Origin of the sequence: Streptomyces sp. NBC_01622 (assembly GCF_045209635.1) — a bacterium.
In the GTDB taxonomy this organism is placed as follows: Bacteria; Actinomycetota; Actinomycetes; order Streptomycetales; family Streptomycetaceae; genus Streptomyces.
Window position 1 is genome coordinate 11,656,225 of the sequence record NZ_CP109293.1, and the last position, 23,212, is coordinate 11,679,436.

Below are 23,212 nucleotides of genomic sequence, written 5' to 3' on the forward strand. Positions count from 1 at the left end.
GAGGCCCTCGCACCCATGTCCTTCACCACCGCGCAACGCCGCGCCCACTACGACGACTTCGTCCATCAGGTCATCACCCTGTGCGCGGTCACCAGCATCCGCGCCGACCTCAACTCGGGATGCGGACGCCCCATCGCCCAGTGCCCCCGGATACCGGAGCACCTCACCCGGCACATCGCCGGCTTCGGAGCCCGCCGCGCCCACTACACCGTGGCCGGCCTCATCGCCCAGAACCGCGACCTGCCCCACGAACACGGCCCCTACAAGCCGGAGTCGGTCACCCCCGCCGCAGACCACACCGCCCGCCCCGCCACAGCGCCGGCCGTCACCGGCGCCGCACCCGGGCCGGGCCCGGCCCCTGCACCACCGGCCGGTACCGGGGCGGCTGCACGGCCCTGGCGCAGCCGCCCCGATCTCGGCACCCACCTCGCCATCGCCGTGGCCCGGTACGGCTTCAAGGAAGCCGTCATGACCAACCGCGTCAAAACCCTCACCCGGCTCGACACCGAACTGCTGCACCCCCGGCTGTGGTCGCTGACCAGCCACCTCCACAGCCACGGCGCCGCCCGCCTCGACTTCGCCGTCCTCCTCGAGGACCTGGCCTGGTGGGACCACGACCAGCTGGAGACAGCCGCCCGCTGGCGCGAGAACTACTTCCTCACCCTGCACACCCTGTCCGCCAAGGAGCACTGACATGGCCGCCTACGCACCCGCCCGATACATCGACCTCCACGCCCTGCACCCGCTGCCCGCCTCCGTGCTGAACCGAGGCGAGGACGACCTGCCCAAAACGCTGCAACTGGGCGGCGTGCTGCGCCCCATGGTGTCCTCGCAGTCCTGGAAGCGGGCCATCCGCATGTGGCTGGAGGACTACCTCGACGAGCACGCCGCACGCACCCGCATGCTGCCCCTGCGCGCCGCCGACGCCCTCCGCGAAGCCGGCTGGCCGGCAGAGCTGGCCACTTTCGCCGGCGCCCAGATCGTGCGCTCGGCCACCCGGGAGGGACTGAAGACCGAGGAAAACCAAGGAGGCATCACCTCAGTCCCCCTCTACCTGCCGCGCACCGTGCTCGATGACCTCACCGACCTGTGCACCAAACACCGCCCCCAGCTGGAAGAGGCCCTCGCCAAGGAGACAGCGGACAAAGCCCAGCAAGCCGAGGCCGACGCCAAGGGCGCCCGCAGGAAGACCAAGAAGGAGACGGCGGCTGTCCTGCCCACGCCCGCCGTCGCCGCTCTCATCCGCCAGCGCACGGCCACCATCAACCTCTTCGGCCGCATGCTCGCCGAGGTACCCGGCGCCCAGGTCGACGGCGCCGTGCAGATGGCACACGCCTTCGGCGTCCACCAAAGCGGCCAGCAGCCCGACTACTTCACCGCGGTGGAGGACTGGTCACTGCCCCACGAGAGCGGCAGCGCACACCTGAAGACCAGCTTCTTCACCACCGGCCTGCTCTACCGCTACGCCACCGTCAACCTCACCGAACTCACCCGCAACCTGAACGGCGACCACGACCAGGCCCTGCACCTGCTGGAGCTGTTCGCCGAATCCTTCATCGACGCCATGCCCGGCGCGAAGAAGACGGCCACCGCCCCGCACACCTACCCCCACCTGGTGCACTACGCGGTACGCGACCGCCGCCCCGTCTCCCTCGCCGCCGCCTTCGAACAGCCCGTCAAAAGCGCCCCCGGCGGCGGCTACCTCACCCCCGCCATCCAGGCCCTGTCCCAGCACGCCGGCGCCTACAACCGGCTGCTGGGCACCCGCCGCCTGATCGGCTCCGGCTACGCCACCGCGCACGACGCACCCGTCGACCACCTCGGCACCGTGCACACCGGCTTCGACGACCTGACCGGCGCCCTCACCCAGACCGCAGCCCAGCCCTCCCTAACCCGGGCAGCCGCATGAACGGCATCCTGCTGCGCCTGGCCGCCCCGCTGATGTCCTTCGGGGAACACGCCGCCTTCCACTACCGCGACACCCTCCCCTTCCCCACCCGCTCCGCCCTCATCGGCCTGTTCGCCGCCGCCGACGGACGCCCGCGAGAAGAAGCCCTCACCCCCGACCCCGACACCCACAAGATCCCTTACACGGACCTGGAGTTCACCGTCCGCATCGACCGGCCCGGCCAGCGCCACACCGACTTCCACACAGCCGGCGGCGGCCGCCCCCACAAACAAGGCCTGCGCACCAGCGACGGCAGCTACCGCGCCCAGACCAAGTCCACCCTCATCAGCAGGCGTGTCTACCTCGCCGACGCCGTCTTCACCCTCGCCGTCCAAGGCCCCGACCCGCTCCTGAACCACCTCATCCAGCGGCTCGAACAACCCGCCTTCAGCCCCTACCTGGGCCGGCGCGCCTGCATCCCCGACGAACCCCTCGTCCTTGGCGGCCCCCACCCCGACCCCGTCGGTGAACTCCGCCACCACATCCCGCTCAGCCTGGACGCCCCACCCCCTCCCGAACAGGCCACCGTGCCCGTGGACTTCCTGTGGGAGCGACAGCCGAAGCACGTACCCGCCGCCCCCGCCCACCGCGAAGTCGCCGACGTACCCGTCGACTTCACCCCCACCCGGCGCTTCCACACCACCCGCCACGTCTGGCGCACCACCGAACCCCTGCCCGCCACCCTGTACGCCCCGCCGCCAGCCCTCACCGCACTGGCCACCTACATCGACCAGGACACCCCCCCTGTGACCAACACACCCGAGACGCTCACCACCACGGCGACACTGACCCGCATCCGCCTCAACCGCCGCAGCAGAGCCGTCCGCCGCGACCTGACCGACACCGCCCATCTGCACAAGACCGTGATGCTCCTGGCCCCCAACGGCCTCGGCGAACACCCCCGGCACAAAGCCGGCCTGCTCTTCCGCCTGGAAGACACCACCGACGACACCCCGCCCACCCTGCTCATCCAGTCCCACCAGCCGCCCGACCTCACCCGCCTGCCCCACGACTACGGCAGCGCCGAAACCCGCGCCCTGCACTCCATGTTCCAGGCACTGACCCCCGGCCGGGCGGTGCGCTACCGCATCACCGCCAACGCCAGTGCCGTCCGCCGTGTCCTCGGCGACCACCAACCCGTCAGCAACAAGCACGGCAGGAAAACCGTCGCCCTCTACGGCGACGACGCCCTCGCCTGGTGGCAGCGCCGCGCCCACCAGGCCGGCCTCGCCCTGACCACCACCGACACCACCCCAGCCCGCTTCCGCCGCCCCCACAAGCGCCCGAACCCCTCCACCGGGCCCGGCGGAGCCGACCAGGCCCCCGGCCCCCTGCACGTGCTGACCCGCTTCGACGGCGTGGCCACCATCACCGACCCCGACCAGCTGCGCCACGCGCTGCTCACCGGCATCGGCCGCGGCAAGCCCTACGGCGCCGGCCTGCTCTCCCTCGCCCCCGCCTGACCCACCCCCACCCACCACCCCAAGGAAGATCCCGGACCCCGTGCCCGCCACGCCCTCACCCGACGGCCCCTACGACACCACCTCCCTGCGCGCCGCCGCGGTCCGCCGCCTGCTGCGTCTGCAAGACGCCGAGCGCCTGACCCACCACGACGTACGCACCGTCGCCGACGCCTTCACCGTCCACTGGCGCACCGTGCGCCGCTGGATGGACAACGCCACTGTCCACAGCGGCACCTACACCCCCCAAGGCCGCCGCCACTTCACCCTCACCCCGGCCATGCACGAAGCCCTGGCCCAATGGCACGGCAACGTGGCGAGCGCCTACCTCGCACTCGTCGCCGACGGCCACCTCGGCACCCCGCCCCGGGCCTCCCAGGCCACCTTCTACCGCGCCGTCAACCGCGAACTCAGCGCCGGGCAACGCGCCGCCCTCAGAGAAGGCGAAGCAGGACGCCGCCGACACGACGTCCACGCCCTGCGTCCCCACGGCAACCGCAACGACGTCTGGGAGACCGACCACGTCGAAGCCAGCGTCTTCGTCAACATCGACGGACACCCCAGCAAACCGTGGATCACCTGGTTCGTCGACCACGCCACCGCCGTCATCTGCGGCCTGGCCATCACCCCCCACCAGCCCAGCCAGGACGCCATCCTGGCCGCCGCCCGCGACGCCATCCTCTGCACCGATCACCACCGGCCCTTCGGCGGCATCCCCCGCAAGGTCAGAGTCGACCGCGGCCGCGACTTCCTGGGCAAGTGCGTAGGCGAGGCCTTCCAGAAGTTCGGCACCGAACTGATCGTCCTGCCGCCCTACAGCCCCCACCTCAAAGGCACCGTCGAAGCCATCAACGGCGCCGCCAAGCACATGCTGTTCAAGGGCCTGCCCGGCTACGCCCACACCCCCCGAAGCCGCCGCGACCGCCGCGGACAACCCCTGTGGGCCCTTAACGAACTCCTCGACTACGAAACCTTCGTCACCGTCGTCCTCGACTGGGTGGACTGGTGGAACAACGACCACACCATCGCCCGCCTCCACCGGCGCACCCCCTCCCAGGCCTGGCACGCCGACCTCACCCCCATCGACACCCTCAACCCCGGCGACCTGCACACCTACACCCTCAACGACGCCGGCCCACCCCTGAAAATCACCAGCAAGGGCGTCCGCTGGAACAGCGCCTACTACGTCGGCGCATGGATGCACGGCCACGGCAGCGCAGGCGAGATGGTCCGCCTGCGCCACGAACCCCACCACTACCACCGCGTCGAGCTCTACGACGCCGACACCCTCACCTACCGCGGCCCCGCCTTCCGCAGCGACGAGATGAGCCCCCGCCAAGCCCGCGCACTGCGCAACGCCCGCCAGCGCGAAGCCGACCGCTACGCCGCCAAAGCCCGCCGCGCCCGCAAGAACGCCAAACCCCGCTACGCCGCCACCAGCGTCGCCGCCACACCCGAGCCCCTCAACCGGCTCACCGCCAGCCAAGCAGCCGCCCAGCTACGCCAGTTGCAGACACCGGAAGCAGACCTGCACACCGAGGCCCGACCCGACCTCCTCAACCGGCCCCAACCCTCCTCCACCCGCTGGACCAAACCCCTCTCCGGCCCCAAGCCCCAGGACACCGAGTGACCCACCCGACCACCACGCCCGAAGGCCAGCCGGCTACCGGCCCCAATTACCACTACATGGGCCTGCCCGGCGCCCGCGCCATGCTGACCAACGCCAGCGCAGAGACCTACGCCAACCTCCACACCACCCTCAACGCCGACGCCGGCAAGGGCGCCATCATGTGCGTCCACGGCGGCGTCGGCCTGGGCAAGACCTTCGCCGTCAACAGCCACCTCGACGACCTCGCCCCCCACACCACCCTCCGCATCAAAGTCGGCTCCGCCAAAATCCAGGCCCTGCGCGCCGCCCTGTACAAAAAGCTCGACCTGCCCGGAGAGGCACCCCTCAACAGCACCCGCTGCGAAGCCATGCTCAAAGAAGCCCTGTCCCAGACGCCGCGCGTCCTGGTCGTCGACGAAGCACAGTGGCTGGACACCCGGACCTTCGAATTTATCCGCGAACTCTGGGACGACGAGGACACCCGCCTCGCCGTCGTCCTGGTCGGAGCCGAAACCTGCTACCAGAAAATCAAGAACCGGCCGGCCCTCGACTCCCGCATCCTCATCTGGCAGCGCTACAAGCCCCTCACCCCCGCAGAAGTCCTCACCGTCATTCCCCAGTACCACCCGCTCTGGACGGACGTACCCACCGACGAACTGCTGTGGATCGACGACGCCGCCTGCCACGGCAACTTCCGCCAGTGGGCCAAAATCACCTACCTGCTCTGGGAAGAGCACGGCGGCCCCGACACGAAGGGGCCCGATACCGCAGGACCGCCACACCAGCCCACGCCACACGACGCGGCCGCATCGCTCCCTGCCTACAGCCGGGACCTCGTGCGCGCCGTCCTCAGCCGCCTCGACCCCACCCAACGCCACACCGACTGAACGGGTCCAGGGGCGACGGCCCCGGAAATCTGGCTGCACCAGCGCCGGGACGGGAGCCCTGCGGCCCTGACGGCTGCCGCGGTGATGCCCACTCCCGGTGGCCGTCAGCCTGGGGGAGTGGCCAGCACATTCACCCGCGGTGCCGAGCAAGGACTGCCCATCACAACTAGCCCATCACGCAGGCCGGTTGGCGCAGATTTCCGGGTTCCGGGTATCAACTTCAGTCGTAGTGAAGCGTTTTGACTGACTCCCGCCTTCGCGTGATGAGGGCCGCCAGCGGGCGGGTGCCGGAACCGATGGATGGAGGCGGCGTGGGAACATTGACGGACGTTTCTATGTCGGGAGCCTTGCCCGGTGCCCTTCCACGTGAGGGGAGTCCTTCCGGCCCCGCACGGCTGCTGATCAGTACCTGCGGCCTGTCCCCAGTACGGCAGCTGCAGTGAGGTTGACCTGTGAGAACACCTGGTGTCGCGGCGTTCTACAGAGCGACTGCGCCCAGGAGCATGCCGGCACGGTCGGCATCGGTGCTCTCCACGGAGGCGGTGAGGGTGCTTCCCGGTTTCGGCGGCCTGGGCGGCGGCGGGCTCCCGGCGGCGGAAACAGACGTTACTTCGGTGTCGGGGTCGCTGAGCAGGTCGTAGAGGTTGGGCACGGGGCCTCCTTGGCGGGTTCATGGACGGTGCTGCCTGGGCTGTGCGCGAGGACCGCCAGGACCAGCAGGAAAGCCAGGGCCGAGGATACCGTCAAGGTGACGGCGTCACGAAAGACCGTGAGGAACGTCCTGACGGTCTCTTCCCCCATGGCGACGTTCTCGGCGTATGCCTCGGCCAGGTATCTGCGGATCGGGCGGGGTCCCTGGGCTGCCATCTGCGTGTCGGTTCCGCCGAAGACAGCACGTGCGGACAGTACGGACGCTGCCCCGGCCACGGCCAGGACGGCCAGCGCGCAGGCAACCGCCCACAGGGCGATGAGGATCCAGTGGTGTTGGAGGACGTCGGCGGTCTTGGTGACGACAGCAGCGGTCAGGGCGAGCGAGATGGTGGCGAGGGCGCCTGCGCGGTTGCGGATGCGCTCCAGGTCGGCCATCTGGCGGTCGATCTGGCGGCGGCCTTCCTCGATGAGGAGGGCGTACTCGTCGTCGGTATCGGTATCCAGGTCGATGGTGACCGGCGAGGCCTGGGCGAAGGTGGGCACGCTGCGGCCGGGATGAAGCAGCGCAGCGCAGTAGACGAGGTAGAGGCGGGCTTCAGCGAAGCGGCCGGTCACGGCGGGCATTCATACGTCCTGGAGCCAGGCGGCAAGATGGTCGGCAACCTGTGCGGTGAGAGAGCTGGGCAAAAAGAGCCATTGCCCGCCGGGGTTGAGGTCGATGAAGGCGGCGCCGGTGTCGTCGACAATCCAGTCCTGACAGCTGATGCCGGTCCGTAGGTGGTGGGCCAGACGCAGGGCGTCACGCTCCACGGCGGGCCAGCGGTGCGAGTGCGTGAAGGAACGGTGGGCTCGGGCGACTTGGCGCCAGTCGACGGGCAGCCCGTCGGCGCTGAGCTCGGCAGTCCATGCACGGTCTGCCACGGTGACGATGCGCAGGTGTGTCCGAGCGGTGAGCAGCTTTTGGGCCAGGAACGGGGCGTCGAGGAGGTCTGCTCCAGCCAGTTGCGCGGCGGTGACAGCCTGAGTGTGGATCACCTGTTCGCGGCCTTGTGCACCGGTGAAGTTACCCGGTCCGAGCGGTTTGACGATGTAGGGCTCGCCCAGCTCCAAGGCCAGTACGGCTGGATCGCCACCGATGAGGGTGGCCGGGGTCCGCAGACCGAGAGTGCGAGCGGCCCGGTACTGCACGATCTTGTTCTCTGCGGCGAACAGTGCGTCCACCTCGCACAGCCATTCAGGGCCGGGCTGGCGCAGCACAGCGGCCAACGCTGTCATCCGGGCGGCCAGACGCGCCGCGTTCCTGGTGCCCAGGACGACGTCACTGTCCCACCCAGCAGGTGCGAGGCGCCGGATCCAGCCGCGGGCCGGGCCATCCAGTGCCAATCGGGTCGGCTCACCGGTCAGATCACGGACGATGCACCCCTCTAGGGTCATGCACTGCATAACCGACGGCAGCGAAGCGGCGTCGATGACGACCGTTCCCTGGGACGGAAGCCGCTCCGCCACCGCACGGATGTGAGGATCTGCTGTATCTCCGATCAACAGAACCTTGGCAGCGTGATATTCGGATGGTGCGGCGCCATCCGCCGGAGTTCGTCCCATGACGGGAATCCTAAAAGAGCGGCGGGATCCGTCTCGGGCGTCGTCCACCCCGGCGTACAGCACCACTCCACATGTAGGGGCAGTTCGACGGCGCTGTGAACGGGTTCGCTCGGCAGTCGCCGGGCGAACTTCAGCCGGCAAAGCTGTGCATAGGGCCAGATTCGGAGCTGGGTACAGCGGCGATCCCGTGCCTTCTGCGGCGCGCTCGATCCGGCGTAGGGCCCAGACCCGCCAGTCGAGTCGTTTGCAGGGTGCCCCTGAAGTCCCCCCGTGACTTCAGTCAGTGCCACAGGTGCCCGTGCTCCGCCAGCCAGACCACGAACACACGCGCAACTCCACTGACCACTCCAGTGATGGTTCCCCGGCGGATGTCCTGCGCCAGGTGCTGCTTGTCATCTGCGGGCCGCCTGCCAGCTACGCGCCGGAGGCCAGGGGGCGGGCAAGGGCCCGTTGTGGAACGCCGGCCACGACGCCCATCGCACCGAGGCGGTCGACAGGCTGCATTACGGCGGGGCGAGCCTGGCCTGCGGCGCCTTTGTACCGGTTCCCCGGCCGGCTCCTGTGCCACACGGGACATGGAAATTCTCCTTCGAGTCATTCAATCGGCGCATGCCGCTTTCGTAACTCGAAGCATGAATATTCCCACTGTCGATGGACAGCCCCTCAGACGACTTCTGTCGCAACAGGCCTGACCCGGCTCCCAGCGGACGGCTGGACGCCGTCTTTCCTTACTGGTTGGACGCGTGGATCCTGGAGAGGACAGGCTCGGACACTTTCGGACGGCAAGGGGGATGCCGTGGCGATACTGGGGAAGCCGGACCTACCTCAGGGTGCTCATAAGTCGCTGAACCGGCTGCTGCACTCCATTCATGTGCGCTCAGGTAGGCCCAGTTGCAGGCAGATGGAAAATGAAATCAACAAAGGGAAAGAGAAGGCTTCGGGAAGCCTCGATGGCACGGCCGACAAGGTGTGGATCTCCCGAAGCACGATTCACGACGCATTCAGCAGCACACGCCTGCCTGCTCTCGAAGTCGTTCACGCACTTGTCGATCTGCTGGCGCGCAGGGGCCCGCTCGCCAACCCCGAGCGGGCTGCGATCAATCGGCGGTTGATGTGTGAGTTATGGGTGCGTGCGGCCGAGCGCCAGCAGGACGGACGGGACACCGTGATGGAGGGCGCGCTGCCTTCAGAAACGCTGGGGGCTATACCCCTTCCAAGGGGATCCTCGCTGCGAGATGTCGTGTACGTGACTCCCGCCGAGGCTGCACTGCTGCTGGGGCTGTCCACGCAGGTGGTGTATCGGATGATTCACGGCGGTCAACTACAGGCAGTTCGCGTCGGACGGGCCTACCGCATACCAGAGGTGGCAGTGAGGGAAGCAGAAAGCTCTTTGCACCTGTACGAACCGCTGTCGCCGCCGGAGGTGAACTGACCGGCCTGGTGGTCAGTTCGCCTCAGGCCTGGGCGTCGGCCGGGGGCGCCATGGATTCGGTCGGTTCCGTCGCGTCGGGGGCGGTGTAGTAGACAGAGGCGCCCTGCTTGGTGCGCTGGGCCTGGCTCTTGGCCACGAGTCCTTCGAGAGTGACGCGGACGACCTTGGTCTTGATGCCGCGCTCGGGATGAGCCTGGCCGAGCGCGGTGGAGATTTCCGCAGCGGAGCGCGGCTCGCCCTGCTCGGTGAGGTGACGGCGGATGAGTTCCACCAGAGTGGGCCGGGCCTTCGGCGTACCAGCCTTGGGCGTGGCAGGCTTCTTGGCCGCCGTTTCCTGCGGGACCGTGGTCTTCCGTGACCGGCGCTTGCTGGAGGGTGCGGCCTCAGTCCTCTGCGGGAAAGAGGGCACTGTGGTGCTCTCGGCCGTGGTCGAGGGCTCATCCGGTTCGCGGATGACACCGAGTGCCTGCTGCATGTTCACCAGCACGCTGTGGTCGTGCTGCAGAGCACCCAACTGCTCCTGCAACGCCTCGATCTCCGCGCCGATGCGTTCCTGTTCCTTTGTGTTGCTTTCGAGGTCGCTCGCCACCTGGGCGATGTACTGGGATGTCAGTCCCGTGGCGACAGTCGTGCTCTCGGACATGGTGCTGGCCTTTCCTCGGTGTACGGCAGTAATCCAGGCGAGCGGTCTCGAACCGGGCAGTGCTCCATGCGCTGTACCGGCGTGCGGACGCTGCATGTGCCGCAAAATGCCTTGGTGTAGAGATACTACGGACGGGCGGAACCGGTTGTTCCTCTCGAGTGGCGTCCGCTGTTCGCCGCGGAGGTCAGAACCACTCTGTCTGGTGCCTTTGGAGCCCTGTTGCAGGGCGGGTTCGTGCGCGGGGGCTGGGGCAGTTGCCAGGCTGCCTCGTGGGTCTCCCGGTTGTGGTGCCAGGTTGTCAGGGTGCCTGTTGTCACCAGCCGGTCGAGGAGTTCTCCGGTCTGCTGCTGGGAGTGCCCACACAGGCGGGCGAGGGTGTCCAGGTCGGTGCTGTGTTCGGTGTTGGCGGAGGTGTGTGCGGCCAGGGCCAGGGCGGTCAGTCGCAGGGCGGGCGGTGCCGTGGGCAGGGCCAGTGGGGCGGGGTGCAGCGCCCAGTGGGCGGCGCGCCGGCGGGCGAGGCGGCCGGGCGCCTGGTCCAGGACCGCGGCATCGAGCAGCCGCAGCTGCACGGGAGCAGATCTGGCATCCGGCGGCTCCAGCCAGCCGGCGTGGGCCAGTTCCTGCCACAGGTCCCGGTGCCCGCGCAGGCGCATGCCGCGCAGCAGCCCCGCCGGCAGGCGGACATGGCCGCGGGTGTCGGTGCGCAGGGCGCACTGCAGGCCCAGTAGCCGGGCGGCGGGGGAGGTGAAGCGGGGCAGTGCGGCGCCGAGGTAGGTGAGCATCTCCCGCACGCGTACCTGCTCGTCGGGCCCCGGGCAGAGTCCGACGCGGGCAGGGGGCGGAGGTCCGGGGGAGGGGTGCGGCCGGATGGTGCCGAGCAGGGTGTCCGGCACCACGGAGGTATGACTGGTCGCTCCCGCGCAGGCCGTGCAGGCGTCGGCGAGGCGCCAGGTGCGGCCGCCGCGGTCGCGGGTGAGGGCAAGACGTACCGGCCCGTCGCATCCGCGGTGACGCGGATGCCACGAACATCCCTGTGCCCGGCACTGACAGCTGCGCAGGTACACCGGCAGCGCGTCGGCGCGGGCGTGGCAGGCCAGATGTGCCAGCGCGGCGGACCGCGCGGAGGAGGCTGTGAGGGGAGAGGTGTGGGCGGTGCAGGAGGGGCAGACAAGCGTGGGGCCGCCTGCCTGCGGACGCAGCTCCACGGTCCAGATGCGCCGCACCGTTGTATGCGCACGCGCAAGCCTCATCTGCTGGTCGTCCTCCCCTCTGTCCGTGCCGCGGCGGTCGGTGCCCGGTCTCTGAGGGCCGGAACGAACGCACGGTAGTGCAGATCTCTGCACTGTGAATGTCACTCCCGCCTCGCCAGATAGTGCAGAGGTCTGCACTGACAGGGCAGGGTCCTGCACCGTCGGATGGTGGGGTGACGATCTTGCCGCCCGACCCCGACCTCACCGCGCTGCGCGTCACGCTGGCGCGCCTGCGGGGCGAGCGCGACTGGACTTTCGACGAAATCGCAGGCCGCAGCGGCCTGGCCCGCCGCACCCTCATCGACCTCGAACACGGCCGCACCACCGGCAGCGTCACCACCTGGCACGCCCTCGCCCACGCCTTCGACGTACCCATCGAGCACCTGCTGGCCCCCCTCTGCGACGACCACACCCCGCCCGGCGCACAAGGCCCCTGACCTGCTGGCGCGCCCTTCGCGGACCCCGCCGCAAATCACCCGAACCGGCGAGCAGGCATAGAACACAAGACCGTTGGCCCGCACGCCCGTTCCCTCCGGCTGGGCCGACCGGAGGACATACCGGCCGCCGCGGCACCCCGGGCCGCGTGTCGCCTGGCACGGTCCTCGCCATGTGCCCCACTCCCACCCCCGCCGGCCGCCACTGGGACGGCAGCCCTCGCGTCACCCGCCGCCCCCGACCCCTGCGGGTGGCCGGCACCAGTCCCAGCCGCCTGCTGCGCGCCGGCCAGAGCCGTCTCTGCCGCCAGTGCGGCAACCGTATTGACCTCTACCAGCGCACCAACGAGCGGCCCGTCGCCCTGCACCCGGCCGAACTGGCCGCCGCCGACGTCCCCGAGTCCTGCCGCTGGCACCTGAGCGGCGGCATCGCCCACCCGCACGGTGACGGCAGCGGCTGGTGCCGCATCCCGCACGCCCTGCTCTGCCCCCGCCGCACCCTCACCCGCCACACCGCCCCGGGCCTCGAGGCGATCCGACGCCAACTCGCCGTCCGTACCCGCCGCGTGATCGACACCGGCGTCTTCACCCCGGCCCCGGCCGCCAGCACACAACCCGCCACCGCCACTGATGCCGACACCGGCGAACCCGACCGCCCCGTCGTACAGATGCTGCTCTGCCGCTACCTCGCCGAACGCCCCCTCACGAACCTCCGCTGCGTGGCCCAGACACGCCACCGCCACCGCTGCACTCGCACCGTCCCTGCTTCCATCGGCCCGGCCGGGACCTGGAGACTGCTGCCGGCCACAGTGCAGCACGGCCAACTCGCCCTGCCCGAAGGCCTGATGGCCGTCTACGACCTTGGCCAGCTCCCCTACAGCGAACAGTTGCGCTGGCGCGCCCAACGCTGCCCCGCACACGCCGCATCCGGCGCCGCCGAACTCGCCCTGGCCGGATGGCAGCCCTTCGACCCCCTCCTGCACGCGGCACACATCCACACCCGACTGCCCCACCTTCAGACCCGCCGACAGGGGAGGGGATGACGATGCCGCACCACGCCCTGGAAATCGTGCTCACCCGCCCCCTTGCCCAGGCCGAACTCCGCGATGCCGCCCGCGTACTGCCACTCGCCGCCAACCACAACGCCACCCGCCTCATGGCCCTCGTGCACGCCAAGACCTCTCACCAGGCCGCCCGCAGGCTGCGCCACCGGCTCGGGGCACTGCTGCCCATCGACGTGATCACCACGCACTACCCGGACGCCGACCACAAGGTGCTCCTTAACGTCGCCTTCCCGGCCGCCGCCCACGCCGTCCTCAAGGCTGCCGCCTGCCGCGTGCACCAGAGCCCTGAACGCTTCGTGGAACTGGCCCTGCACCGGGCCCTGGCCCAGCACGCAGACCAGGAGACCGACCGCCTCGACCGCGCGGTGCGCGAACTCCTGACCCACACCACCCCCGCCCACCTGCTCTCCGCCGTCGGGCACGCACTCACCCGGCTCCCCGAGAGGCCCACACGATGAAACCGACCCACGAACAGGCGGCAGCAGCCGACGCCTTCCAGGCCGGCGACCACCTCGCCCTGCAGGCCGGCGCAGGGACCGGGAAGACCACCACCCTCGCCCTCCTCGCCCACACAACCACCCGCCGCGGCCGCTACGGCCGCTACCTCGCCTTCAACCGGGCCATCGCCCAGGACGCCACCGCCCGCTTCCCCCACACCGTCCAGTGCAAGACCGCGCACGCCCTGGCCTACGCGGCCGTCGGCCACCGCTACACCCGCCGCCTGAACGCGCCGCGCCGTCCGGCCTGGCAGACCGGACAAGCCCTCGGCATCACCAAAGCCATCCGCATCGGCGACTGCGAGGTCACCCAAAAGGCCCTCTCCAACGCTACGCTGCGCACCGTCACCCGCTTCTGCCACACCGCGGACGAGGCCATCACTCGCCATCACGTGCCCCCACTGCGCGGCCTGGAACATACCGACCTGCACGCCCAACTCGCCGCGCACATCGTGCCGTTCGCCCGCAAGGCCTGGGTCGACCTGCAACACCCGGACGACGGCGCCGTCCGCTTCGAGCACGACCACTACCTGAAGATCTGGGCCCTCACCCGGCCGCGCATCCAGACCGACTTCCTGCTCCTGGACGAGGCCCAGGACACCAACCCCGTCGTCGAACAGGTCTTCCTCAGCCAGCGCGACCACGCCCAGCTCGTCATGGTCGGCGACTCCGCCCAGGCCATCTACCACTGGCGCGGCGCCAAGGACGTCATGACCGGCTTCGACGGCACCCAGCTGACCCTGTCCCAGTCCTTCCGCTTCGGCCCCCTCCTCGCCGCGGAAGCAAACCGGTGGCTGCACCTGGCCGACGCCCCCCTCCGCCTGACCGGCACCCCCGCCGTGCCCACCGAACTCGGCCCCCTCGCCCGGCCCGACGCGGTGCTGTGCCGCACCAACGTCGGCGCCATGGCCCACGTCATGGACCTGATGACCACCGGATACAGGGTCGCGCTGGTCGGGGGAGGAGACAGCCTGCGCGCCCTGGCCCTGGCTGCGCGCGACTTGAAAGACGGCCGCCGTACCACCCACCCCGAACTGATCCTGTTCCCCTCTTGGGGCGAACTGCAGGACTACGCTGTCCACGACCCGGCCGGACGCGACCTTCAGCCCCTGGTCGACCTCGTCGACACGCATGGCACCGATGCCATCCTCGCCGCCGTGACTCAACTCGTGCCCGAACAGCACGCCCAGGTGACCGTATCGACCGCCCACAAAGCCAAAGGCCGTGAATGGGCTCGTGTGAAGATCGCGGATGATTTCACCCCGCCCAAGGACACCGACCAGCAGGACGCCGTCGGCCAGGCCGTACCCGGACCCATCGACGACAGCGAGGCCCGCCTCGCCTATGTCGCCGTCACCCGCACTCGCTCCCACCTCGACCTCGGAGGCCTCTCCTGGATCCACGACTATCCCTACACATGAACCGGCTGGTCGGACGTGACGCCCAGTCAGGGCCGACGCAGTGGTCCGATCATTGATCATGAGGGCGGCTCCCTCCGGGGCCGCGGGCTGCATTGGAAAATTTATGCGTGCTACTCATAATCAATTCGTTAATCGTATTGCCCTGGTAGGGTTGGGCTATGGGGATGTCTTTGCCGGAGCGGGTGCGGCTGGCGGTGGCGGCGCTGATGCATGCCACGGGCGAGCCGCAGGTACGGTTGGCCGAGGTGCTGGGGGTGACGCAGGCGCAGGTGAGCCGCCGTCAGTCCGGGTCCGCTGCCTGGAGTCTGGCTGACTGCGAGGCGCTGGCCGGGCACTACGGCATGGATGTCCTGGACTTCCTGGCCGGCCCGACTCGGGCGTGCGAGGCACTGCCCGACGCGCGCCGTGCCGGACGGCGGCGGTCGCCCGTGAAAGGGGAGCCGCAGTGAAGCCGCAGTTCGAGGAGATCGACGCGCTGCTGGCCGCGGCCCGCAAGGAGGCCGAACTGCCCCCGGCCGAGCAGCGCCGGATGCTGCGTGAGGCGCTGCATCTCTCGCGTGCGCAGGTGGCCCGCGCCCTGGGGGTCAGTCCCTCCACGGTCGGGGGCTGGGAGAGCGGCCGCGACCCGGGCGGCGAAGTCCGCGACCAGTACGCCTACTTCCTCAAGGGCGCCCAGACCAAGCTAGCCGCCCTCGACGCAGACGGCGCAGCCGAAGACGCCGTTGCCGACACCGGCACCGGTGCCGAGGAGGCACCGGATGCCGGGCCGGGCGACGCGGCACACCAGACACCTGCCGTGCGGGAGGCCGACGACGTTGAGGACGTAGAGATCCTGACGGTGCCCCGGCCGTGCGTGCTGTGCGGACACGACGCACGCCACGAGGTCGCCGGTTACCCCCAGCACCTTGACCCCGCCGAGTGCACAGTCCCCGCACCTCCCACGACGGCACCCTCTGTGAGCGCGCCTGCGGCGGCCCCGGCCGGCCGTGTGCCGCGTCCGGCCCCGCCGCGCCGGTCCGGGAGCGTGAAGACGGTGGGGTCCTCCGCGGGCCGGGTGCGGACCGCCGCCGACGTCCCCGATCCCATCGGCGACGCGGTCGCGGCCGCGCTCGCCGAGCACCGGGGCGATGTGGAGGCCGCGACCGCGGCGCTGGTCAAGCGGGCCATCCCGGACGCGATGGCCCTGCTGGACTCCACCCGTAAGGGAGGCCGCTACGACATCGTGGCCCACCCGGGGATCCCCGACGTCCTGCGCAAGCAGACCGCCAGGGGAGCCGACCAGATCTGGGAGGCCCGCCCCAAGTGGACCCGCCCCGAACTGCCCGCCGGACAGCACGAAGTGGCCCGCCTCGACATCAACGGGGCCTACTTGTCGGCCCTCAAGACCCACTTGCCGATCGGCCGCCTTGAGCACTCAGGAGGCAATGTCCACGACCGGCGCCGCTCCGGGGTCCACCGGATCACCGCGTCCGTCTGGGAACACGACGCGGTCCTGCCCAACCCGCTGGGCGACCGCGACGAGCCCGGTCCGCTGTGGGTGACCGAACCCACCCTGCGCCTGCTGCTGCGTCTGGCGGGCCCGAAGTACCGGCTGTGCGAGCCGCCCGTGATCCACGAGTCGTTCACCTCGGGGGCGACCGAGAGCCTGCTGGAGAAGTTCCGCATCACCCTCAAGGACGCCCGCGACAAGGCGATCGCCGAGGACGACGAGGTCACCGGCGAGTACGTGAAGGCCATGTACTCCAAATTCGTCTCCACGATGGGGGAATCGACGTACAACCGGGAGCTCAACCGCCCCGACTGGATGCACCTCATCCGCTCCCAGGCCTTCGCCAACCTCTGGACCAAGGCATTCAAGGCCCACGACGAGGGACTGATGGTCGTCAGCGTCCAGGGCACCGACGAACTCCACGTCATCGGGGACTGGCACCAGGTCTTCACCGAGGGCCGCGGCGTCACCGAGGTGAAGGTCAAGGACACCTACATTGTGGGCGGTCCGCCCGAGGACCCGGCCGCCCCCGGCGACACCGATCAGTAGAGGAGGAGCAGCCCCGCATGCCCGAGCGCACCGTCGACTTCGGCAAGTACCGCGCCAGAGGAACCAAGGGCCACGAACTGGTGGCCCGCCAGCTGGACTCCTACCTGACCTACATCACCACCCCCGTCACCAGCCCGCGCGGCCTGCTCGCCCGCCTGCACTACCTCACCCGCACCGACCACGCCCGCACCGCTGCCCGCGACGCGGGCCTGACCGTCACCGACGACACCGTCAACGCCTGGCTCAACGGCGAGCGTCGGCCCCTGAAGAAGAACCTCGCCGCCGTCGAGGACGCCTACCGCACGGTGCGCCGCCACAACGTCGCCCGCCACCTCCTGTCCCGCCTCAACCGCGAGGGCCGCGGCACCCGCGTGGAGATCCACCCCCTCGACCAGTCGCTCGTCAGCCGCCCCCTGCAGCGGGTCATGGGGCACCGCCACCTCAACGTCCGCCACTGGGACCGCATCGTCGATGCGTGGGCCGCCGGGGACGACCGGGCGCTGGACGACGCCTGGATCGAGAAGATCGTCGACCTCGGCTCCCAGTGGGGCCAGTACGAGTACTGCACGAACGTCGGCTTCGCCGCCTGATCAGTTGCCTCTGCGCCGAAGGGCCCGGACACCGAGGTCATAGGCCATGGACCCGAGGGCCAGGACCACCAGTGGCCACCCCACGGCCGAACCGGACGGCGCGGCGCCGCCAGCGAACAGCGATCCCACGAAGCCGGCGCTCAACACGGCGGTGCACGTGGGGACGCCCGGGACCGTCACTCGTACCAGCAGCCCCCGCTGCTGCTCGGCATCCGCTTCCCGGTCTATCCGGCGGGAGCTCACCGGTTACCACCCTGCCGGGCTGCCACCGCACGCTCCGTCTGGCGTTCGCCCAGGCGCTTGAGTTTGCGGCGCACCCTCTCGCCGAGGGCGACGGGATCCGTGGCGCCGGCCACCAGGGCGGCCTCCGTCCAGGTGGCCACCGCCGGGTGTGCCCAGGCCAGGGCGACCGCCCGTTCCGCCGGCTGCAGTGCGGCAAGGACGGAGAGCAGGCGGACGTCGTCCGGCCCGGCACCAGGGGTCGGCGTCTGTGAGCAGGGGCTTCCGATGACCAGGTCGTACAGCGTGATGCCTTCCCCCAGCGGGGTGTCCAGGAGCAGCACCCGAGACCTGTTCACCCGCCGCCGCCACAACGGTGTCAACTGCCGATGAATCGTCAGCGCCTGTGCACGCAGGGCGGCCACTGCCGAGATGTGAAGGCCGTCCGGGGTGTCCAGCGGGAGCGCCCAGTCACCCAGCAGAGCAGTCGACACCGCTTCCCGCCACCGCCCGCCCTGCCGCAGAGCCAGCACGCGGGAAGCGAAGCCGTCGATGGCGTCGTCGTCGCCGTTCGCGGCCGCTTCGCGTGCCCACACCGCCTTGACCAGGTCGGGCGGCGGACCGTCATATTCCGGCACGGGGCCCGTGTACTGCTCCGGGAGCGAGGCGACGCTCATCTTGTAAAGCCGTCCGTTGCCGCAAATCCTCAACTCGTGTGAGGTCGACGGGGCGGTGCTCGGCGGATCCGCCGAGCTCGTCGGTGCCGTCTGCGGAGATGGGGTGTGCTCGGTAGCCATGGGAGGGCGGGCTCCTTCCGGTGGTGGCATCAGCTCTCACTCTTCGGCTTCGGGGGACCCCTCCATCGGCAATGAATCTTGGAGCGCCGTATGCGATGCCTGTCACCGTGCCGCCCTGCACTCCTTCACTCCGAGCATCGCGGCACGGTGACGACAGGACTGCGCAGACGCCGAGGGCGGCAACTGCCGCGCCTCAGGGGTGCGCATCGCACAGACGTCCAGGGGGGTCAGGTGGTGCGGGCCGGGGGCAGGACGTGTGCGAAGAACTCGTCGTAGGCGCCTTCGCCGAGTTTCCCGTCGAGGGCGAGGGCGGTGCGCAGGGAGCGGGCGGTGACTTCGCGGTCGACGTCGAAGCGGTGTTCGGCCTCGCCGATGATGTCGGTGACGGTGTGCTGGGCGGTGGTGGGGTGGTGGCGGATGAGCCAGTCCAGCATCGTGGCCACGGGGGCCAGCAGGCCGAAGAAGGATGTCTCGCGTGCCGTGCCGTCCAGTTTCTGACTGCGGTCCAGGCCCGTGGCGATCTCGTCGAGGACGGCGAGCCGGACGGTCGTGGAGAGCGCGTCGGCGGGGATGATCCTCTCGAGGCTGGCGGCGACTTCCCAGGCGAGCTCGTCGGCGACCTGCTTCACGGCACTTTCGTTGCGCTGGCGCAGGACCCACCGCCTGCGCCGCTCGGGGCTCTCCCACAGGTAGGACAGGAAGACGCGGCCGTAGTGCTCGCGCACGTCGGCGGCGCCGACGGGCAGGGAGTCGTCGCTGCCGGTGGCCATGGTGGCGGCGACGCTGTCGGAGGAACGGGAGCGCTGCTCGGTCCAGTCCTCGGCGACCGGGCGGGCCCAGGCGCTGCGGCCGCTGACGGTGGCCTGCGGCTGCGGTACGTCCGCCTCGCCGCGGGCGGTGTAGGCGCGCAGGGTCGAGGCCGCGATGCCGGCCATGGCGGCGAACTCGGGGACGCCGACGAGCTGGTCGCCGTCCAGCTCGGGCGCGGACAGGCGCACCACGCACTGTGTGAGCGGCCGGGCGGCGCGGTCGCCTGCGCGGCGGGCCGCCCACAGGGCGAGGTGGTCGGCCCACCGGTCGGGCGGCGGGGCGTCGGTGTCGATGTTTGCGACCTTCAGCAGGTGCGCGGCCGAGGGGTCGGCCGCCTCGTCGAGCAGGTCGGCGGCGGTGACGGTGGTGGCCGAGCGGGCCGGGCGGCGGGAGTAGGCCTCGCTGGCGGCGTCCCACACCTGCAGCGGCCGGTACCAGGCGGTGCCGTCCCACCAGTAGCCGCCGGTGCGGAACAGCAGCGGGCCGCGGTGCCAGTCGGTGTGCAGGCTCGCGGCGTCCGTGTCGCGGACCAGGAGGACCGAGCGGCCGTGGTCGGGGTGCTGGCGGATGCACCAGGCCAGGTCGTGGCGGATCGGGTCGGTGGTGAACGCCCGCCACCCGTCGTCGCGGTCGTCGTCCCAGCGGCCCCACATGCCCTCCCCGGCGCCCCGGCCGACGGCTTCCGTGGCCCGGGGGTCGTGGAGAGGGATGTGCGTGTCGTCGGCGAACGGCAGCCCGGGGACGGGGTGGTCGGTCGAGATCCCGTTCGCAATCGGAAGCGGAGTACGCATCAATTCGCTGTACCCTTCTATGACTTGAGTGCTGTAGATAACTACAGCGTACGTGATGCCCTCACTACAGCACAGCCAAACCCCTCTCGGTCCTGCCGAGTTGGGCCGCACCCGCCACAGGGCGCGTCGGATGGGGCCGCGCGCCGCCCCGCCGGGCTGCCGTCCCGCAACCTGGGGGCGCGCGCCTTTCGGGCGGTGCGGTGCGGGGATCCGCACCGCACCCGCCCCCGCGGTACGCGAGGATGAACGTCCTGCCCGCCGCTCCGCATGCCGAGGACCCGCGCGATGACCGCCCACGCCACGCCCGACGGCCGCCCGCCGCGCTTCGTCCTGCGCACGGACCAGCAGGACGGCGTTGACAGCGCGGCCCGCCATCTCAGGCGTCCCCGCACCCGCGGCCACGAGGTGTCCGCCTGCGGTACCGGCAAGACCCTCATCGCACTGCGCACGGCGGAGACGCTCGGGATCCGTCATCTGGGGGTGGCGGCGCCGAGCCTGGACCTGGTCGCCCAGTGGGCCGCGGCCGCCCGCGCCGACCACCGCGACGAGCCGATGATCACCGTCTCCTCGATGAACGCCGCCTCCCACCCGCTGCTGGCCGACGCACAGGTCGCCTCCACCAACTCGGGGGAGTACCTGGCCTACTGGCTGGGCCGCCACCCCCGGGCGACGGTGTTCTTCACCTTCGACTCCCTGGACAAGGTCGCAGAGGCCCAGCACTCCACGGTGTTCGCCCCGCCCGTGTTCGGGCTGCTGGTCGTGGACGAGGCCCACGCCACCGCGGGCACCTGGACCAAGAACTGGACCGCGCTGCACGACGACGAGCGCATCCCCGCCGAGCGCCGCCTCTACCTCACCGCTACTCCCAACGTGTGGGAGGCCCCCCGCCTGGCCGAGGCACCCACCAGCAGGGCGCAGCCCAAGCGCACCCCCTCCACCGCCCCCGGCTGGGACGACCCGTCCCTGCTCGCGACGATGGACCAGCCGAAGATCTTCGGCCCCCGCCTGCACACCTACTCCCACGCCGACGCCATCGACGACGGCGTCCTGGCCGACTACCAGCTCGTCGTGCCCACCGTCACCGACACCGACCTGCGCACCGCCCTCACCGACCCCGACGCAGGGCCCACCGCACGCCGCACCACCGCCCTGCACCTGGCCATCCTCAAGGCCATGCGCGAGCAGAACCTCAAGCACGTGTTCGTCTACTTCCAGCAGATCGCCGACGCCTCCGACTTCGCCCGCCAGTTCGCCCACACCCTGCGCACCCTCCCCGACGACCTGCGCCCCGACTGGGCGGACCAGCTGAGCGTGCAGTCCATCGACGGCACCCACAGCCCCCACCGACGCGCCGCCATCCTCGCCCGCTTCACCGACGCCGAACGCGGCGTGCTGGCCAACGCCAAGGTCCTCGGCGAAGGCGTCGACCTGCCGGCCGTCGACGGCATCGTCTTCGCCGACCGCACCGCCAGCGTCCGCCGCATCGTCCAGGCCCTGGGCCGCGCCCTGCGCAAACCCCCCACCCAGGACACGAAGACGGCCAGCCTCGTCGTCCCCGCCTACATCCCGCCCGGCGCCGACCCCACCGACCTCCTCGGCACCCCCTACGAGGCCCTCTGGCTGGTCACCGCCGCCCTGCGCCACCACGACCAGACCATCGCCGCCCGCGCCCCCCGCGCCAAGAACACCCACCCCGCCCGCGACTCCCACACCTACATCACCCGCCGCTTCCGCTTCGACCACACCCTCGACCCCACCGCGATCGCCCGCGCCCTGGACCTGCTCGTGTGGCCCTCCGACGGCGCCGTCCTGTCCGCCCCGCGCCGCGCCGGTCTCGCCGCCGCTGTCCGCTACCACGCCGAGCGCGGCCACCTGCGCGTGAGCGCGGACTTCGAGGACGCCTACGGCTACCGGCTGGGTGCCTTCGTCACCGGCCAGCGCACCGCCCACCGCGCGGGCGCCCTCGATCCGGCGTGGACCGCCGAACTCGAGGCGCTCGGCATGGTCTGGGACGAGCACGAGGCCCTCTGGCAGGGGCACATGGCCACCGTCGAGGCCTTCCACGCCGAACACGGCCACCTCGCCGTCCCCGCACAGGCGCCCGGTGGCCAGTTCCTCGCCGACCAGCGCACCGCCGCCCGCAACGGCCGCCTCACCCCTGCCCGCGACGCCCAACTCACCGCCCTCGACCCGGGCTGGATGCTCCCGCACGGCCCCGACTGGCACCGCAAGTACCACGTCGTCCGCCGCCACCTCGAAGCCGGAAACCACCCCACCACCCTCACCCGCGACACGGTCATCGGCACCGTGAAGGCGGGCAGCTGGCTGCACCGCCAGTTCACCACCTGGCCCCAACTCGCCCCCGGACAACGCGACCTGCTCACCTCGATCGGCCTCACCCCCGACCAGGCTTCCCCGGGCACCGGCGTCCCGAAGCGGCGCACCTTCGCCCAGACCGCGCAGATCCTTAGCCTGTTCGTCGAGCGCTGGGGGCGCACCCCCGGCGCCCGCGAGTGGATCGAGGTCGACGGCGAACGCGTCATGATCGGCCCCTGGCTCGCCAAGACCCGCACCAAGCTGAATACCGGGCAACTCCCGCCCGGACAGACGCAGATGCTGACCGAGACCCTCGCCGAGCACGGCATCGAAGCACTCTCCGCTCCCTCCACCACCGGGCCCGGAGATGGCCGGGGCTCGTGAGGGCCCTGTCGGAGCGAGTACAGGCCCGCTGCCTCGACAGAGCCACGGTGACGGCGGAGCGTGACGGACCTGAGCCAGCACTCGCCCAGACGAAGCCCGTACCGCCGAAGAAGGAACAGCGGCTCTGATCAGCGCATTTCTTGGAAGGAAAGACCCGTACGGGGCGCTGGATGAATTGGACTGTGCCGGGACGCGCCCAGTGGGCGCCTCCAATGTTTGACTTGATCATGCAATTCCAGTAGCCTTCCTCTATCACGCAGGCGGGAGACAGGGAAACGAAGAGAGGCCCCCGGTAACGGGGGCTTTCGCGTTCCGAAAATACGGTCCCTCCGCCTGTTCTGCTATATCTGAGAGCAATCTCAAGCTTCC

General features: G+C 70.5%; 21 protein-coding genes. 14 read left to right on the forward strand and 7 right to left on the reverse strand.

Annotated features, from left to right (window positions below):
- The first annotated feature begins 15 nt into the window (after nt 1-15).
- Genes OH768_RS53970 through OH768_RS53990 form a run of 5 tightly spaced genes read left to right on the forward strand, consistent with a single transcriptional unit; the run spans nt 16 to nt 5,904 of the window.
- Nucleotides 16-693: a type I-E CRISPR-associated protein Cse2/CasB gene (locus OH768_RS53970; protein ID WP_406465060.1), complete on the forward strand. Its 678-nt coding sequence runs from the start codon at nt 16-18 to the stop codon at nt 691-693.
- Between the two features lies 1 nt (nt 694).
- The gene (gene cas7e / locus OH768_RS53975; RefSeq protein ID WP_406465062.1) at nt 695-1,909 is read left to right on the forward strand and encodes a type I-E CRISPR-associated protein Cas7/Cse4/CasC; all 1,215 of its coding nucleotides are present in this window, start codon (nt 695-697) and stop codon (nt 1,907-1,909) included.
- Nucleotides 1,906-3,411: a type I-E CRISPR-associated protein Cas5/CasD gene (cas5e, locus tag OH768_RS53980; protein ID WP_406465064.1), complete on the forward strand. Its 1,506-nt coding sequence runs from the start codon at nt 1,906-1,908 to the stop codon at nt 3,409-3,411. The genes cas7e and cas5e overlap by 4 nt, the downstream gene beginning before the upstream one ends.
- A gap of 40 nt (nt 3,412-3,451) precedes the next feature.
- Nucleotides 3,452-5,038: a recombinase gene (locus OH768_RS53985; protein ID WP_406465066.1), complete on the forward strand. Its 1,587-nt coding sequence runs from the start codon at nt 3,452-3,454 to the stop codon at nt 5,036-5,038.
- Nucleotides 5,035-5,904, forward strand: a complete 870-nt coding sequence (locus OH768_RS53990) for an AAA family ATPase (RefSeq protein ID WP_406465067.1) — start codon at nt 5,035-5,037, stop codon at nt 5,902-5,904. Before OH768_RS53985 ends, OH768_RS53990 begins: the two co-directional genes overlap by 4 nt.
- Before the next feature lie 606 nt (nt 5,905-6,510).
- Here the strand turns inward: OH768_RS53990 and OH768_RS53995 are convergent.
- Together OH768_RS53995 and OH768_RS54000 are read right to left on the reverse strand one after the other, a co-directional pair.
- Nucleotides 6,511-7,179 (reverse strand): hypothetical protein, encoded by a 669-nt coding sequence (locus OH768_RS53995; RefSeq protein ID WP_406465069.1) that lies wholly within the window; start codon nt 7,177-7,179, stop codon nt 6,511-6,513.
- Entirely contained in the window at nt 7,180-8,157 is a 978-nt protein-coding gene (locus OH768_RS54000) for a RimK family alpha-L-glutamate ligase (protein WP_406465071.1), read from the reverse strand.
- 901 nt (nt 8,158-9,058) lie between these two features.
- Between OH768_RS54000 and OH768_RS54005 the strand changes: the two genes are divergently transcribed.
- On the forward strand, nt 9,059-9,589 hold the full coding sequence (locus tag OH768_RS54005; protein WP_406465073.1) for a helix-turn-helix domain-containing protein: 531 nt from the start codon (nt 9,059-9,061) through the stop codon (nt 9,587-9,589).
- A 22-nt stretch (nt 9,590-9,611) separates the two neighbouring features.
- Here the strand turns inward: OH768_RS54005 and OH768_RS54010 are convergent, their stop codons facing one another.
- Both OH768_RS54010 and OH768_RS54015 read right to left on the reverse strand, forming a co-directional pair.
- On the reverse strand, nt 9,612-10,232 hold the full coding sequence (locus tag OH768_RS54010; protein WP_406465076.1) for a hypothetical protein: 621 nt from the start codon (nt 10,230-10,232) through the stop codon (nt 9,612-9,614).
- A 125-nt stretch (nt 10,233-10,357) separates the two neighbouring features.
- Nucleotides 10,358-11,482 carry a hypothetical protein gene (locus OH768_RS54015; RefSeq protein WP_406448743.1) on the reverse strand — a complete coding sequence of 375 codons (1,125 nt, stop codon included), beginning with the start codon at nt 11,480-11,482 and terminating at the stop codon, nt 10,358-10,360.
- A gap of 173 nt (nt 11,483-11,655) precedes the next feature.
- Between OH768_RS54015 and OH768_RS54020 the strand changes: the two genes are divergently transcribed.
- From OH768_RS54020 to OH768_RS54050, 7 genes are all read left to right on the forward strand, one after another.
- A complete protein-coding gene (locus OH768_RS54020; protein WP_406448741.1) occupies nt 11,656-11,919 on the forward strand; it encodes a helix-turn-helix transcriptional regulator in 264 nt (87 codons plus the stop codon).
- Between the two features lie 170 nt (nt 11,920-12,089).
- Nucleotides 12,090-12,959: a DUF6083 domain-containing protein gene (locus tag OH768_RS54025; protein ID WP_406448739.1), complete on the forward strand. Its 870-nt coding sequence runs from the start codon at nt 12,090-12,092 to the stop codon at nt 12,957-12,959.
- Complete coding sequence (locus OH768_RS54030) at nt 12,956-13,438, forward strand: hypothetical protein (protein ID WP_406448737.1); 483 nt, start codon at nt 12,956-12,958, stop codon at nt 13,436-13,438. Before OH768_RS54025 ends, OH768_RS54030 begins: the two co-directional genes overlap by 4 nt.
- A complete protein-coding gene (locus OH768_RS54035; protein ID WP_406448735.1) occupies nt 13,435-14,898 on the forward strand; it encodes a UvrD-helicase domain-containing protein in 1,464 nt (487 codons plus the stop codon). The genes OH768_RS54030 and OH768_RS54035 overlap by 4 nt, the downstream gene beginning before the upstream one ends.
- A gap of 158 nt (nt 14,899-15,056) precedes the next feature.
- Entirely contained in the window at nt 15,057-15,347 is a 291-nt protein-coding gene (locus OH768_RS54040; RefSeq protein ID WP_406448733.1) for a helix-turn-helix domain-containing protein, read from the forward strand.
- Complete coding sequence (locus tag OH768_RS54045) at nt 15,344-16,936, forward strand: helix-turn-helix domain-containing protein (protein WP_406448731.1); 1,593 nt, start codon at nt 15,344-15,346, stop codon at nt 16,934-16,936. Before OH768_RS54040 ends, OH768_RS54045 begins: the two co-directional genes overlap by 4 nt.
- A 17-nt stretch (nt 16,937-16,953) precedes the next feature.
- Entirely contained in the window at nt 16,954-17,526 is a 573-nt protein-coding gene (locus OH768_RS54050) for a transcriptional regulator (RefSeq protein ID WP_406448729.1), read from the forward strand.
- Here OH768_RS54050 and OH768_RS54055 read toward each other — a convergent pair whose 3' ends face one another.
- From OH768_RS54055 to OH768_RS54065, 3 genes are all read right to left on the reverse strand, one after another.
- Nucleotides 17,527-17,769 (reverse strand): hypothetical protein, encoded by a 243-nt coding sequence (locus tag OH768_RS54055; protein WP_406448727.1) that lies wholly within the window; start codon nt 17,767-17,769, stop codon nt 17,527-17,529.
- On the reverse strand, nt 17,766-18,542 hold the full coding sequence (locus OH768_RS54060; protein ID WP_406448725.1) for a hypothetical protein: 777 nt from the start codon (nt 18,540-18,542) through the stop codon (nt 17,766-17,768). The genes OH768_RS54055 and OH768_RS54060 overlap by 4 nt, the downstream gene beginning before the upstream one ends.
- 227 nt (nt 18,543-18,769) lie before the next feature.
- A complete protein-coding gene (locus OH768_RS54065; protein ID WP_406448723.1) occupies nt 18,770-20,143 on the reverse strand; it encodes a hypothetical protein in 1,374 nt (457 codons plus the stop codon).
- 285 nt (nt 20,144-20,428) lie between these two features.
- Here OH768_RS54065 and OH768_RS54070 point away from each other — a divergent pair, with 285 nt between their 5' ends.
- A complete protein-coding gene (locus OH768_RS54070) occupies nt 20,429-22,843 on the forward strand; it encodes a Helicase associated domain protein (RefSeq protein WP_406448721.1) in 2,415 nt (804 codons plus the stop codon).
- The last annotated feature ends 369 nt before the right edge of the window (nt 22,844-23,212 follow it).